We start from the raw sequence: 12,771 nt of genomic DNA, 5'->3' as shown, positions 1-12,771 counted from the left end.
CGGTGTCCGCGCCGAGGATCGTCTCGCTCGTCTCGCGGGCTCTGTGTGGGCACCGGGTCGGCGGGTACTCGGCGGACGTGACCGAATCCGCAATCGCCGTTCTCGACATCGACGGCACGCTCATCGACTCCAACTATCAGCATGCGCTCGCTTGGTACCGGGCACTGCGCTCGGTGGGGGAGACCCGTCCGGTGTGGCGGCTGCACCGGCTGATCGGGATGGGCGGGGACCAGGTGGTCACCGCTGTGGGAGGCAGGGAGCTGGAACGTCGGGCGGGCGACCGGGCCCGCGAACAGCAGGGCAAGGAGGTCGACGCGCTGCTGGAGGAGATGGCGCCGTTGCCCGGTGCGCGCGAGCTGCTCGTGGCCATCAAGGAACGCGGTCACCCGCTGGTGCTGGCGAGCTCCGCTCAGCAGCGCCACGCGGACGTCTTCCTGGACAAGCTGGACGCCCGCGACATCGTCGACGCGTGGACCACCAGCGCCGACGTCGAAGCGTCCAAGCCTGCGCCGGACCTGCTGCGGGTGGCGCTGAGGAAGCTGGGCGCGCCGCCCGACGCGCCGAGTGTGATGGTCGGCGACTCGGTGTGGGATGTTGAAGCGGCGAAGAAAGCAGGGATGCCGGCGATCGTCGTGCGTTCCGGCGGCTTCGGTGACGACGAGCTGCAGAAGGCCGGCGCCGTCGCCATCTATGACACCCCCGGCGACCTCGCGAAGTCGCTGGACGACACCCCACTTGCCTGACGCTCCTGCCGCCCCAGGACCGTGCCCCCATGTTGCATGCCAGGTCCGGCCGTACGGTTCGAGCGTCCACCGCCCACCCTTGAGGGAGCACCGCAACAGATGACCGCCAATGAGACAGATCCCGACACCGGGGCGAAGAGTACCCGCCCCGAAGCACCCGCCGAAGCCGCGAGCGACGCGCCCACCGGCCATCCCTTCCAGCCGCACCCCACTCTCCCCGAAGGGATGGGCGACCTCGACCGGCGCGCTATCGACACCGTGCGCGTGCTGGCGATGGATGCCGTGCAGAAGACCGGCAACGGCCACCCCGGCACTGCGATGAGCATGGCTCCCACGGCTTACCTCCTCTTCCAGAAATGGCTGCGCCACGACCCGAGCGACCCGAACTGGGTCGGCCGTGACCGCTTCGTCCTGTCGATGGGACACTCAAGCCTCACCCTTTACATTCAGCTCTTCCTCTCCGGCTACGGCCTGGAGGTCTCCGACCTGCAAGCGCTGCGGACCTGGGGCTCTTTGACGCCGGGCCACCCCGAGGTCAATCACACGCCGGGGGTGGAGACCACGACCGGCCCGCTGGGCCAGGGCGTCGCCAACGCTGTCGGCATGGCGATGGCCGCTCGTCGCGAGCGCGGTCTGCTGGACCCCAACGCTCCCCTGGGCGAGAGCGTCTTCGACCACACGGTCTGGGCGTTCGCCTCCGACGGCGACCTCGAAGAAGGCGTCAGCGCGGAGGCGTCGTCGCTGGCCGGGACCCAGGAGCTGGGGAACCTGGTCCTGGTCTATGACGCCAACCGGATCTCGATCGAGGACAACACCGATGTCGCGTTCACCGAGGACGTCGGTAAGCGGTACGAGGCCTACGGCTGGCACGTGCAGCACGTCGACGACGGCGAGGACCTGGCTGCGGTTGATCGCGCGCTGGCCGCTGCCCGGGACGAGGCCGGTCGCCCGTCGCTGATCGTGCTGCGGACGATCATCGGCTGGCCCGCACCGAACAAGCAGAACACCGGCGCGGCCCACGGCTCGGCGCTGGGCGAGGACGAAGTCCGGGCGACCAAGGAGATCCTCGGCTTCGGCCCCGACATGGCGTTCGAGGTCGCCCCGGAGGTGCTGGAGCACGCCCGCCGGGTCGCCGAGCGGGGCGAACAGGCGCACGCGAAGTGGCAGCAGGGCTTCGACGCCTGGCGGGCCGACAATCCCGAAGGCGCCGCTCTGCTGGAGCGGCTGTCCACCCGTCGGCTGCCACAGGGCTGGGCGGACGACCTGCCGGCCTGGGACGCCGATCCGAAGGGCGTGGCCACCCGGAAGGCCTCCGGCGAGATCCTTGCCGCCCTGTATCCGGTGCTGCCGGAGCTGTGGGGCGGTTCGGCCGACCTGGCGGAGAGCAACAACACGGCGGTCAAGGGGGAGGCGTCGTTCCTGCCCGCGGACCGGCAGACCAAGATGTGGTCGGGCGGCCCGTACGGGCGCACGCTGCACTTCGGCGTCCGCGAGCACGCCATGGGCGCGATCATGAACGGCATCACGCTGCACGGCGGGACCCGCGTGTACGGCGGTACGTTCCTCACCTTCTCCGACTACATGCGCGGTGCGGTGCGGCTGGCCGCGCTCATGCAGCTCCCGGTCACCTACGTGTGGACGCACGACTCCATCGGACTGGGCGAGGACGGCCCCACCCACCAGCCGATCGAGCACTACGCGGCGCTGAGGGCCATTCCCGGCCTGGACTTCGTCCGCCCGGCCGACGCCAACGAGACCGCGGTGGCGTGGCGCACCATCCTGGAGCACAACGACCGCCCGGCCGGGCTCTCGTTGTCCCGGCAGAACCTGCCTGTCTTCGATCGCACACGGTTCGCGTCGGCCGAGGGTGCCGCCAGGGGCGGCTACGTGCTGGCCGAAGCCTCCGGCGGCACCCCCGACGTCATTTTGATGGGTACCGGCTCCGAGGTGCAGATCGCCGTCGCCGCCCGAGAGGCCCTGGAAGCCGACGGCGTCCCCACGAGGGTCGTGTCACTGCCGTGCTGGGAGTGGTTCGCGGCCCAAACCCGGGCCTACCGCGAGGAGGTGCTGCCGCCCACGGTCCGCGCCCGGGTGAGCGTCGAGGCCGGCGTGCCGATGGGCTGGCGCGAGTTCGTCGGCGACGCCGGCCGGATCGTCGGCCTGCACCACTACGGCGCCAGCGCGGCGTACACCGTTCTGTACGAGCAGTTCGGCCTCACCGCTGACGCAGTCGTCGCCGCGGCCCGGGAAAGCCTCGCCGCCGTCGTGGCGCCACCGGTGGCCCCCACTGGCCCGGACAGTGCCGGCGTCCTGCACACCCCTACCGCCGATCGCTGACCGCGTCGCCCGCGCCTCCCACCCAGCGAGCCCGAAAGGCACTGCCACGGCACAGAACGACAAGCCGGCGTGTCTCCCGGAGGGGCACACGACACCGACGCCGATCGGGCCCGTGGTCACGTGACGGCTGCCATGGCTGCGTGCCCAGGCCCTGATCGGCGCCGACGAGGAGCTGGTGGTCATCCGTGCCGAACCTGACCGCGCCAGGTGCGTGATCGTTGATCGCGAAGGTCCGGTCCTGATCGAAGGACCCCTGGAGGTCGTCTGTGATCGTCGAGCCGATGACCCTCCTCGCTCGGATGCCGGGACGGGCGCAGATGCGAACGACCCGGGATCGCTCAGCGCGGGGTGGCGGTGGCACTCAGCCCGGCGGGCCGTGACCGGGTGGCTGCCGTCCGGGTCCGCGGTTCGGGCCGCCACGTGGTCACCAGCGCACCGGCAAGCAGGAGTTCGGCGATGTCCCCGCCGTAGTACATGATCTCGGCGCCCTGTTGCACCTGGCTGATGGGGGAGTGGATGTCGATGAAGAATCCGCCGTACATGGCCTCGGCGATCAGGGCGTGAACGGTGATCGCGGCGCCGAGGCAGACGATCCGGGCCGGTACACCTGGCCGGGCGGGAGCTGGGTCGGGGCCTGCGATGACGTGGGCGAACAGGCACCCGGACGCGAAGAAGTGTGCGTCCATCAGCCAGTGCCCCGGGGTGTGCGCCATGGCGGTGTTGTACAGGGGGGTGAAGTAGAGCACCCCCAGGGTGCCGGTGCTGAGCGCGAGCGCCACCACGGGGTGGGCCAGGGCTCGCGCGGGCAGGCTGTGCAGTACCGCCGTCACTCGCCGCGCCCGAGCAGTCGGCAAGACGCGCAGCAGGAGTGTGACGGGCGCGGCGAGGACCAGCGCCAGGGGAGCGAACATGCCGATGAGCATGTGCTGGGCCATATGGCCGCGGAAGTCGGTGTGCGCGGCAGGACCCAGTGGTGGAAGCAGCGCGACGCCGAGTAGGGCGAGCCCGACGACGAAGGAGGCCGAGCGCCAGGGGTTCCAGCCCCGAGCGGGATTGCTGTGTCGTGCTCGGCGTGCGGCCAGCAGGTAGCCGCTCCCCACCGGGAGGAGGACCAGCGCGGTCAGTACCGACCCCACCAGACCGCCGTCGCTGCCGTCGTGCCGCATGCCGTCCATCAGGCCCGGCCTCCGGCACGCCGGGAGCCGTGTGGTGCGTCAGGATCGAAGGGACGGCCACTGCGCTGGAGGAGGTAACCGCCGATGATGAGCGATCCGCCCAGGACGAGGAAACCGGCATCCCACCACGCCTGGTAGGGGCCGCCGTGGACGTGGTGGATTCCCAGGATCTGGTGGTCCAAGATCCCCTCGACCAGGTTGAACAGCCCCCAGCCCGCGAAAATCCAGCCCCACAGCACCCGTGAGGCCCACACCGCCCGGCGATTGTTCGTGACTCGTGCATAGAGGATCGCCAGGCCCAGGAGGACGGCGATCCAGCACACGGCGTGGAAGATGCCGTCCCACACCGTGTTCATTTCCAGTCCCGACACCGTTTTCGGGTTGTAGTACTTCACCCCGATGCGGTCGTGGTTGGTGCTGGTGAGCATGTGGTGCCACTGCAGTAGCTGGTGCAACAGGATGCCGTCGACGAACCCACCGAGTCCCACTCCGAGGATGAGCCCCGGCGACTGCAGACTGTTCGGCACCGCCAGAACTGGTCGGGCTTCGTCTGCCGTGCCGGCCATCGCCTGTTCTCCGTCCGGTCGACAGTGCGCGTGGGATCATCTCGACACGTCTTCCCGCCCCGCCTGTCCCCTTCACTCACTGCCGGAATGCTTCCGCCGTTTCGCCCACACCCGGACTGCCCCAGCATGGGTTGTGTCGGTCCGCTTTCTGTCTCACAGCCGAAACGGACACCGAGGAGGATCAACGTGTCGGGACCCTGCACCGAGGCTTCTCCGTCGGATGATGTGCCACTGCCCCTCTTCAGCCCGAAATCGGATGCGCTCCGCGAAGTGGTGGGTCACCGCGAAATCACTGAGAGCCCGTCCGCCCGATCGTGTTCGGAGCCGGCTGATCAGTGCGGTTGCTGTTGCGGTACCGAGGAGACGCGTCCGGGATCGGTGGGCTTGCACCCACCGCATCTGGCGCTTTGCCCACCGTGTACCGCCGAAACGTCCGTTCCGCCGCGTGGGGCACACGGGCAGGCAGGGGCCGTATGGGGAAGGGCGGGGTGTCGGTCAACGGGCTCAGGGGGTTGGTGTGTCGCGCACTGCGTGCGCGTGTCAGCCAGAGGGTTCGGTGACCGAGCTGCCAGAGTGGGCCCACCCTGTGTGCGAGTGCCACACGTTGGAGGTGGACGGGGCGAAGGCCGCGTCGTTGCCTCGGTCACTGGCACGCCGTGTCCTGGGCGGAGGGACCTGGCTCTGCTGGCACGACACGTCGATGCCGGCCGCCGCACTGCCCACCTGAGCTGCCGCTATTTCCGCAGGCGCGGACTCGCCGGCCGATCGTTACGAGAGGAAGTCCGTGTCGATGAAGGTCTCCGACTACGTGCTCCAGCGCTTGCGTGAGTGGGACGTCGAGCACGTCTTCGCGTACGCGGGCGACGGCATCAACGGACTGCTCGCCGCGTGGGGGCGGGCCGGGAACAAGCCCCGGTTCGTCCAGGCTCGGCATGAGGAGATGGCGGCATTCGAGGCGGTCGGCTACGCGAAGTTCTCCGGCAGAGTGGGGGTCTGTGCGGCGACGTCGGGACCCGGCGCCATTCACCTGCTCAACGGTCTGTACGACGCCAAGCTCGACCACGTGCCTGTGGTCGCGATCGTCGGCCAGACCGACCGAACAGCCATGGGCGGTTCCTATCAGCAGGAGGTCGACCTGCTGAGTCTCTACAAGGACGTGGCCGCTGAGTTCTGCGAAATGGTCACCGTCCCTGAGCAGTTGCCGAACGTCCTCGATCGGGCGATGCGCACCGCGTACGGCAAACGTACCGTCACCGCCGTCATCATCCCCGGCGACGTGCAGGAACTCGACTACTCGCCACCCACGCACGCCTTCAAGATGGTCCCTTCCAGCCTCGGGCTCGGACGCTCCGCGCCGGTGCCGGAGGACGCGGACCTTGAACGGGCCGCCGAGGTGCTCAACGCGGGTGAGAAGGTGGCCATCCTGATCGGCCAGGGCGCACGTGGAGCCCGCGCCGAGGTGGAGCGGTACGCCGACGTCCTCAGCGCGGGGGTCGCGAAAGCTCTGCTGGGCAAGGACGTTCTGTCCGATGAGCTTCCCTACGTCACCGGCGCGATCGGGCTGCTCGGCACCCGCCCTTCCTACGAGCTGATGCAGGGCTGCGACACACTCCTGATGGTCGGCTCGAGTTTTCCGTACACGCAGTTCATGCCGGGCCTGGACCAGGCCCGGGCCGTGCAGATCGACATCGACCCCTTCATGATCGGCCTGCGTTATCCGTTCGAGGTCAATCTCGTGGGCGACGCCCGCGCGACCCTCGCCGCGTTGCTTCCTTATCTGAAACCGAAGAAACACGGTTCGTGGCGAAGGAAGATCGAGGAGGACACCGCCCGGTGGTGGGAGGTCATGCAACGCAGGGCCGCCGTCGACGCCGTCCCGATCAACCCCGAATATGTCGTGCACGCACTCGACGACCTGCTGCCCGACAATGTCATGATCTCGGCCGACTCCGGGTCCTCCGCGAACTGGTACGCCCGACATCTGCGGCTGCGGGGCGCCATGCGCGGGTCGCTCTCGGGCACCCTCGCCACGATGGGCCCCGCCGTGCCGTACGCCATCGGGGCCAAGTTCGCCCATCCCGAACGACCCGCGATCTCCCTCGTCGGCGACGGTGCCATGCAGATGAACAACATGGCCGAACTCATCACGGCCGCCAAGTACTGGCAGGACTGGCAGGACCCGCGGCTGGTCGTGGCGGTCCTGAACAACCAGGATCTCAACCAGGTGACGTGGGAGATGCGCGCGATGGAGGGCGCCCCCCAGTTCCTGCCCTCACAGGGCCTGCCCGACGTCCCCTACGCGGACTTCGCCCGCTCCATCGGCCTGGACGGCGTCCGCGTGGAGAAGCCGGACGAGGTGCGCGGCGCCTGGGAGCGCGCTCTTGCCGCGGACCGGCCGTTCGTCCTCGACTTCCGCACCGACCCGGCCGTCCCGCCCATCCCGCCGCACGCCTCGCTGGACCAGATCGCAGCGGCCGCGTCCGCCGTGCTGCATGGCGACGCCGACCGGACCGGGATGGTCCGCCAGGGCATCAAGGCCAAGGTGCAGGAGATGCTGCCCGGTCGCCACCAGCGCCAGGACCGTCCGGGAGCCCCGGACTGACCCCTCACGGCGACGGGCACCACGCGCGGGCCGTGCCACGGTGGCCCGACTCCTCCGGTCGCCGCCTTCTTGACCGGGTACCACGACCTGGCGGACGTCGTGTGTTCATCTTGCCGCGGGCCGTACTCAGCCCTGGTCCTCCGCGCGGCGTACGCCCTGCTGGTGCGCGGGCCCCGTTCCCTTCTCGGGGTCGCGCCGGGAGCGGTGCGAACCGCCGGCCGGCTTCTCACGCGCCGGCGAGGTGGTCGCACCCCCCGGTGTGCGCTCGGGATCCGGCGCCTTCATCGCGTCATCCTCGACGGGGCCGGTGGCACCGCCAGTGCGCGGGCCGTTCTCCGTCGACTCACTGTGGCCCCTGACGCGGCCCCCCTCTTTTCGCCCCTTGTAAGGGGGTACGGTCTTGCCGCGTGTGTCGACCCCCTCTGGGTCCTGCCGTTTGCTGGTCATGGCGCTCCCTGATGAGCGGCGGCGGTCGCTCAGCCGCCGGCCTTGAGGATTCGAGGTGTTCGCTCCGCGGGCACACCCGCCAAGATCGCGGTGTCCGCGTCTTTCTCCGCGGTCCCCTGCGGGCCGCTCAGCACGGCCGCCGGGGGCGGCGTTCGCGAGCCGTTCGCGCCGCGCTCCGCCCGAGGTTTCTTGTGATTTTCACGGCGCGTCTGCCGTTCAAAAACCACTCTTCCTCGGTCGGCGGAGTCTCGCCACGCGGGAACCGACCTCGGGCTCACCGCGCCGGAGAGCGTGGCGATGGTTCCACAGTGCGCAGGTCCGCAGCCCGGCCGCGCAGGGTCCGTTGCGCACGCGGATCCACACGAACCGGTAGGCCAAGGCGGATGCGCTGTCACGCGTGACCAGTAGCGGGTGGCCTCGGGCAGCGCACGAGAGGCCCCACAGGGCCCGGCGCGGATGTACGGCGGCCCGCTTGCCGGGGGCCTCGGCCACGGAGCCGTGGCGAGTGTCGTGCGGGGGCACACTCTCCTCTTGCAGGGCTCGTAGCGCCAGCAGGGGTGGCGCAGAGCGCGGAAGGTATACGGAACCGGCGTTCTCGACCCGCCGTGCGAACCGCCGAGCAGCTTTGTCTCGGCCGGCTGCGGCGCGACCACCCTGCTGCCTCCCTCTGCCGGCTCGCCATCTCGTTGATCCGCCCTCCTGGGTCATCCGTCGCGCCTCATCCATGCCCGGGTCACGCGTAATCGGTGACGGTGTGGGGACGACGGCGTCTCAGGGCTGTCTTCAACGGGCCATGCCCGCATGAGGAGTGGCGCGATGGTGATGGCTGTTTTCGTTAGGATTCGCGGTTTTTGTCGTAGCGTGCGGAGATGGCCCAGTACTGCTTCAACGTGTTGAAGCAGCGTTCGACGACGTTGCGCTGCTTGTAGCGCTCCTTGTCGAAAGGCGCGGTGCTGGGCGGCACGGATCCGCAGCAGGCGATCATCGCCGGTGGCGGGGCACTGCCCGCAGACAGCAATGGCTGCCTGTGGAACGGCCGCTACTCCGTTGCCGGCGGCACCCTCCTGGCGGACGTCTGCGCCAACGTGGCCGCCGAGGAGCAGAGCCGGCCCTGCAGACCGCCCGGCTCTACAACATGACCGACGACCCCGGCTTCAAGGACACGCTCAATTCGTGTACGACCCGGCGGCTTGCGGCCATTCACGACACCGCTGTTCAGGCCGCCTGTCTGAGTTCGGGCCGGCCGAAGAGGAGCGCCCAGCCCGTAGGGAGCTGGGCCAGGATGTGGGTGAGGAGTTCGGGACCGGCCAGTGCGGCGACGGCAGTGAGTACCGATCCTGTATCCCAGCGGGTGGGGGCGAGAGCGGTGTCGGTGCGGGATGCCAGTTCCTTGACGAAGCCGCAACCGGTGAGGGGCTCACCTTCGGGGTCGGGGGCCTGCGCGGCGAGAACCTGTGCGGCTTGCCGGGGGAGTCGCTCGGCGAGCTTCTCGCGTTCCGGCCTGGCCAACTGGCGGCCCAGCCCGCCGAGGACCAGACGTACAGCTTCCTCGGCGCGTTCCCGCGTGGGATAGGCGCCCGCGTATCGGATGCGCTCCAGCATCTGCTCGAAGCTGATCGTTGGCTTCAACTCGACTACCGGAACACTGTGTCGCATGGCTTGACTCAAGCCTTTCTGATCGTATCCAGACGCCCGTCCCTGCAGCCGGGTAAAGCCGAGCCGTGGGACTTGCTGAGGGGGAGCCGGAACTCTTTCCTGCGATCCACCAGGGTGCGCGACAGCCCGTGCTCTCTCTGGGACCAGTACCCGGATGCCGCGCGCTTATGGCACCTTCCTCGGTCCGGCCGCCCCTGTCGGCCCTTCGAAGCCTCTCTTCGAAGGGCCGACGGGGGATGAGGCAGGGGCCCGTGCGGCCCGTCCAGGCCTTTAGCCCGTGATCCGGCGCGGGCTGGACGACACACCGGCGGAGACCGTGATCTTGCGTGACTTCGCCCGCTCGGCGATGGGGATGCGCAGCGTCAGCACTCCGGCGTCGTAGGCGGCGTGAATGTGCTCCGTGTCCAGGCTGTCGGCGAGGACGATGCTGCGGGAGAACACCCCGAGTGGCCGCTCGCTGAGATCCATCCGCACCACATCGTCCTTCGCGGCGGGCCGCCGCTCCGCTTTGACGGTGAGCACGGTGTCCTCGACATCGACGTCGATCGCGTCCGGTGCCATGCCGGGAAGGTCGAACGCCACCACGTACGTGTCGCCCTCCCGGTAGGCGTCCATGGGCATCGAGGCCGGCCGGGACCAGGTCCCCGGGGCCATCAGCTGCTGGGCGAGACGATCGAACTCGCGGAAGGGGTCAGTGCGCATCAACATGGTCGAACACCTCCGAAGCTCCAGGCAACAAGTGCCAATGCGCTGGTCGTTGCCACTGTTGTAGCATGTCATCCAAAGGATGACAACTATCGAGGTCGTCCAGCAGACGACAAAGAAGGAGAGAATATGTCGGCACCAGAAGGCCCCCGGGCTCCGGAGAGCGTCGAAGACCCACCCCTGGTGACCGCCCACGCGGCCGTCACAGCCCTCCGCGTCATCGAACGGACCGTGCGTGAGGCGGCCCAGGAAGACGATGATCCGGCGACGACCACGGAGGATGTCCTCGCCTCCCTCGTGCTGCTCCGCGAGATTCGGGAGCAGTTGGCGGGCTGGGAGAACGGATTGATCGAGGCTGCCCGGGAAGGCGGAGCCAGTTGGGCCGACCTTGCCGCACCCTTGGGCGTCGCAAGTCGTCAGGCCGCCGAACGCCGCTACCTGCGCGGGCGACCGGACGCCACCGGGACCACCGGCGAGCAGCGCGTGACCGCCACGCGCAACCGACGCGCCGCCGACCGCTCGGTCAACGCCTGGGCACGGGACAACGCAGCGACCCTGCGCCGGCTGGCCGGCCAGATCACCGCCCTCACGGACCTCCCAGCCCGGTCGAGGCCCCCCATCGACCGCCTCGGGGAGGCACTCGGCGACAACGACCCGGCGCACCTGATCAGTCGGCTCGCCGACACCCGCCAGCACCTCGGATCAGACCACAACGACCTGGCCGCCCGTCTCGACGCCGTCACCGGACACGCCGAAAAGTTGCGGGAACACAGCCATCAGGAACGTGTCCGCAACTGAACATGGCACCACAGTGGAACAGACGATTACGGGAACCCCCGATACGTTCCGCGCACACCCGCCGGCCCCCGATCCACCGAGGCGAGCCGTGTACTTTCAGGCGAGGCAATCACGGTGGCGCGGCACAACTGACCGCCCCTACTCGGGGACGTCACCAGTCGCGTGGAGCACTACGAGCCCCAGCTCAACAGGGACCGCACGAACGATCCGGACGCCCCCCGGAAGATCTGCGCACCTGCCGCGAGGTCGCCCTCGGCGACGCGCTGCCCACGCCAAACGCGCCCTGCCCACCGGCCGGCTCGAACGCCGCACCACCAGCGCCACCCGCATCCAGGCCGGCCTGCCCAGGGGGTGGAACGTAGCCGACCAGACCCCGATCGACCAGACCCCGATCGACGACACCCCGGTCGCCGAGGCGACCGATCACATCATCTCGGTCCTCACCTGATCCGGGCCTGCGCGGCCGGATGCCCTACGAGGAAGGGGCTCAGGCAGGTGACGAGCGCCGCTCAGTCCAGCCGCCTACACGTCTTTAGTTGACACCGGCACGCGCCGAGGACGCGCCGGGATCGCGGCGACCCCGGACACCGAGTAGCCGACGGCCAGCGCTGCTCGGCGAACAGGGCAAGCGACGGGTCAGCTGCCGAGGCCGGTCATGCGGCGCGCCCGTTCGACAATGCCTCCCGCCTGCTTGGCGGGACGTTGCTGTTCGCCATGCAGGGCGTTGAGGATGACCAGGGCCCCTGTCAGTGCGGGGACCGCCCACTGGGCGATCCTCAGTTGCCTGCGTGCCGAGTCGAGGTCGATGGGGTGTTTCTCGGCCTTCTCCTGGTTGCCGAGCTTCTCCGAAACGGCCAGCTGCACCTTGCTGCCCAGGACGGCGCTGTAGGCGGTCGCTGCCAGCGCAGCGGCGGTGACCGCCCCCTTGGCGATGGTCGAGGCCATCACGCCCTTCTGTGTGGCGACACGGTGGGCGTTGTCCGCCAGCAACGCCGCCCCGCCGGCCAGGTGCGCGGTGATGGCGGCGGCGTTCACCGGCGTCCACACCGCCCAACCGTGGGCCGCCACCCGCTCCGTCGAGGCTGCTTCCTCGCCCTCACCGGCACGGTTGACCCCTACCGCGCCCATCAGGGCGCCTCCGAACCAGGCGGCCAGTCCCAGATCGTGCGCGCTCCGCCAACCCGTTACCGTCATAGTCTGCTCCAACAGTTCCTCGCGAGGACGGCGCGGGCGCGCCGATGCTCCCACACCACCACTTCTGCGACCGCTCTGCACCCTGACGTGCACTACCTGAGCGACACGACGGGTACGCCCGAGGTGGAGATGAACGGGGTGTTGGAGAGCGTCCGGGAGTTGGGGATCGGATGTGTGTCCTACGCGCCGCTCGGCCGGGGACTCCTGACCGGCGGAGTACCGTACCCGGTCGCGATCGCAGGGCGGGACCTGCGCCATATCCTCCCGCGCTTCCGAAAGGAGAATCCCGACGCCGACCTGGCGCTGGTCGAGCGGATTGCTCGGACCGCGACGGACCCGCGGTGACCGGTGCCCAGATTGCCCTCGCTTGACTGCTGGCGCGCAGCGAACCTGGGCCGCGGGGGGCAGGAGTGGGGCCGTCGGGACCGAGTGGCGGTGGTTTTGCGGCTACCTGTCTGACGACGAGCGTGCGGTCCGCGCGTACTGGAGCCTCGTGATCATGATCCGGGGGGCCAGGCCTCTGCTTCACCCGGATAGGGTGATGGGAA

12 protein-coding genes and 1 pseudogene are annotated in these 12,771 nt (G+C 69.4%); 6 read left to right on the top strand and 7 right to left on the bottom strand.

Annotated elements, in window-relative coordinates; all coding sequences use genetic code 11:
- The first annotated feature begins 77 nt into the window (after positions 1–77).
- Both OG310_RS00495 and tkt read left to right on the top strand, forming a co-directional pair.
- Positions 78–743, top strand: a complete 666-nt coding sequence (locus OG310_RS00495; RefSeq protein WP_329453864.1) for an HAD family hydrolase — start codon at positions 78–80, stop codon at positions 741–743.
- A gap of 99 nt (positions 744–842) precedes the next feature.
- Complete coding sequence (gene tkt / locus OG310_RS00490) at positions 843–3,080, top strand: transketolase (RefSeq protein ID WP_329453863.1); 2,238 nt, start codon at positions 843–845, stop codon at positions 3,078–3,080.
- A gap of 338 nt (positions 3,081–3,418) precedes the next feature.
- Here the strand turns inward: tkt and OG310_RS00485 are convergent, their stop codons facing one another.
- Both OG310_RS00485 and OG310_RS00480 read right to left on the bottom strand, forming a co-directional pair.
- Positions 3,419–4,255, bottom strand: coding sequence for a cytochrome c oxidase assembly protein (locus OG310_RS00485; protein WP_443078511.1), 837 nt, complete (start codon positions 4,253–4,255; stop codon positions 3,419–3,421).
- A complete protein-coding gene (locus OG310_RS00480; protein WP_329453862.1) occupies positions 4,255–4,821 on the bottom strand; it encodes a DUF2243 domain-containing protein in 567 nt (188 codons plus the stop codon). Before OG310_RS00480 ends, OG310_RS00485 begins: the two co-directional genes overlap by 1 nt.
- A gap of 790 nt (positions 4,822–5,611) precedes the next feature.
- Here OG310_RS00480 and OG310_RS00475 point away from each other — a divergent pair.
- Positions 5,612–7,423, top strand: coding sequence for a thiamine pyrophosphate-requiring protein (locus OG310_RS00475; RefSeq protein WP_329453861.1), 1,812 nt, complete (start codon positions 5,612–5,614; stop codon positions 7,421–7,423).
- A 126-nt stretch (positions 7,424–7,549) separates the two neighbouring features.
- Here OG310_RS00475 and OG310_RS00470 read toward each other — a convergent pair whose 3' ends face one another.
- Both OG310_RS00470 and OG310_RS00465 read right to left on the bottom strand, forming a co-directional pair.
- Positions 7,550–7,870: a hypothetical protein gene (locus tag OG310_RS00470; protein ID WP_329453860.1), complete on the bottom strand. Its 321-nt coding sequence runs from the start codon at positions 7,868–7,870 to the stop codon at positions 7,550–7,552.
- An 850-nt stretch (positions 7,871–8,720) separates the two neighbouring features.
- A pseudogene (locus OG310_RS00465) lies at positions 8,721–8,840 on the bottom strand (IS5/IS1182 family transposase); the annotation flags it as partial.
- On the opposite strand from OG310_RS00465, the gene OG310_RS00460 reads away from it, so the two are divergent.
- A complete protein-coding gene (locus tag OG310_RS00460) occupies positions 8,821–9,009 on the top strand; it encodes a manganese catalase family protein (protein ID WP_329453859.1) in 189 nt (62 codons plus the stop codon). The pseudogene OG310_RS00465 and the gene OG310_RS00460 sit on opposite strands and share 20 nt — an antisense overlap.
- 76 nt (positions 9,010–9,085) lie before the next feature.
- Here the strand turns inward: OG310_RS00460 and OG310_RS00455 are convergent, their stop codons facing one another.
- Positions 9,086–9,526: a DUF2267 domain-containing protein gene (locus OG310_RS00455; protein ID WP_329453858.1), complete on the bottom strand. Its 441-nt coding sequence runs from the start codon at positions 9,524–9,526 to the stop codon at positions 9,086–9,088.
- Positions 9,527–9,796: 270 nt separating this feature from the next.
- Positions 9,797–10,234: an Hsp20/alpha crystallin family protein gene (locus tag OG310_RS00450; RefSeq protein WP_329453857.1), complete on the bottom strand. Its 438-nt coding sequence runs from the start codon at positions 10,232–10,234 to the stop codon at positions 9,797–9,799.
- Between the two features lie 126 nt (positions 10,235–10,360).
- On the opposite strand from OG310_RS00450, the gene OG310_RS00445 reads away from it, so the two are divergent.
- Positions 10,361–11,029 carry a hypothetical protein gene (locus tag OG310_RS00445; RefSeq protein ID WP_329453856.1) on the top strand — a complete coding sequence of 223 codons (669 nt, stop codon included), beginning with the start codon at positions 10,361–10,363 and terminating at the stop codon, positions 11,027–11,029.
- A gap of 636 nt (positions 11,030–11,665) precedes the next feature.
- Here OG310_RS00445 and OG310_RS00440 read toward each other — a convergent pair.
- Entirely contained in the window at positions 11,666–12,223 is a 558-nt protein-coding gene (locus OG310_RS00440; protein ID WP_329453855.1) for a hypothetical protein, read from the bottom strand.
- An 87-nt stretch (positions 12,224–12,310) separates the two neighbouring features.
- On the opposite strand from OG310_RS00440, the gene OG310_RS00435 reads away from it, so the two are divergent.
- A complete protein-coding gene (locus OG310_RS00435; RefSeq protein WP_329453854.1) occupies positions 12,311–12,568 on the top strand; it encodes a hypothetical protein in 258 nt (85 codons plus the stop codon).
- Positions 12,569–12,771: the final 203 nt, after the last annotated feature.

The organism is Streptomyces sp. NBC_01497 (assembly GCF_036250695.1).
GTDB lineage: Bacteria > Actinomycetota > Actinomycetes > Streptomycetales > Streptomycetaceae > Streptomyces.
Note: the sequence above shows the minus strand (reverse complement) of the source record. Positions and strands in the feature narration are given on the sequence as shown.

Coding starts and splice junctions, on each gene's coding strand:
- tkt (WP_329453863.1), top strand. CDS start 843: ATGACCGCCAATGAGACAGATCCCGACACCGGGGCGAAGAGTACCCGC.
- OG310_RS00485 (WP_443078511.1), bottom strand. CDS start 4,255: ATGGACGGCATGCGGCACGACGGCAGCGACGGCGGTCTGGTGGGGTCG.
- OG310_RS00480 (WP_329453862.1), bottom strand. CDS start 4,821: ATGGCCGGCACGGCAGACGAAGCCCGACCAGTTCTGGCGGTGCCGAAC.
- OG310_RS00475 (WP_329453861.1), top strand. CDS start 5,612: ATGAAGGTCTCCGACTACGTGCTCCAGCGCTTGCGTGAGTGGGACGTC.
- OG310_RS00470 (WP_329453860.1), bottom strand. CDS start 7,870: ATGACCAGCAAACGGCAGGACCCAGAGGGGGTCGACACACGCGGCAAG.
- OG310_RS00455 (WP_329453858.1), bottom strand. CDS start 9,526: ATGCGACACAGTGTTCCGGTAGTCGAGTTGAAGCCAACGATCAGCTTC.
- OG310_RS00450 (WP_329453857.1), bottom strand. CDS start 10,234: ATGTTGATGCGCACTGACCCCTTCCGCGAGTTCGATCGTCTCGCCCAG.
- OG310_RS00445 (WP_329453856.1), top strand. CDS start 10,361: ATGTCGGCACCAGAAGGCCCCCGGGCTCCGGAGAGCGTCGAAGACCCA.
- OG310_RS00440 (WP_329453855.1), bottom strand. CDS start 12,223: ATGACGGTAACGGGTTGGCGGAGCGCGCACGATCTGGGACTGGCCGCC.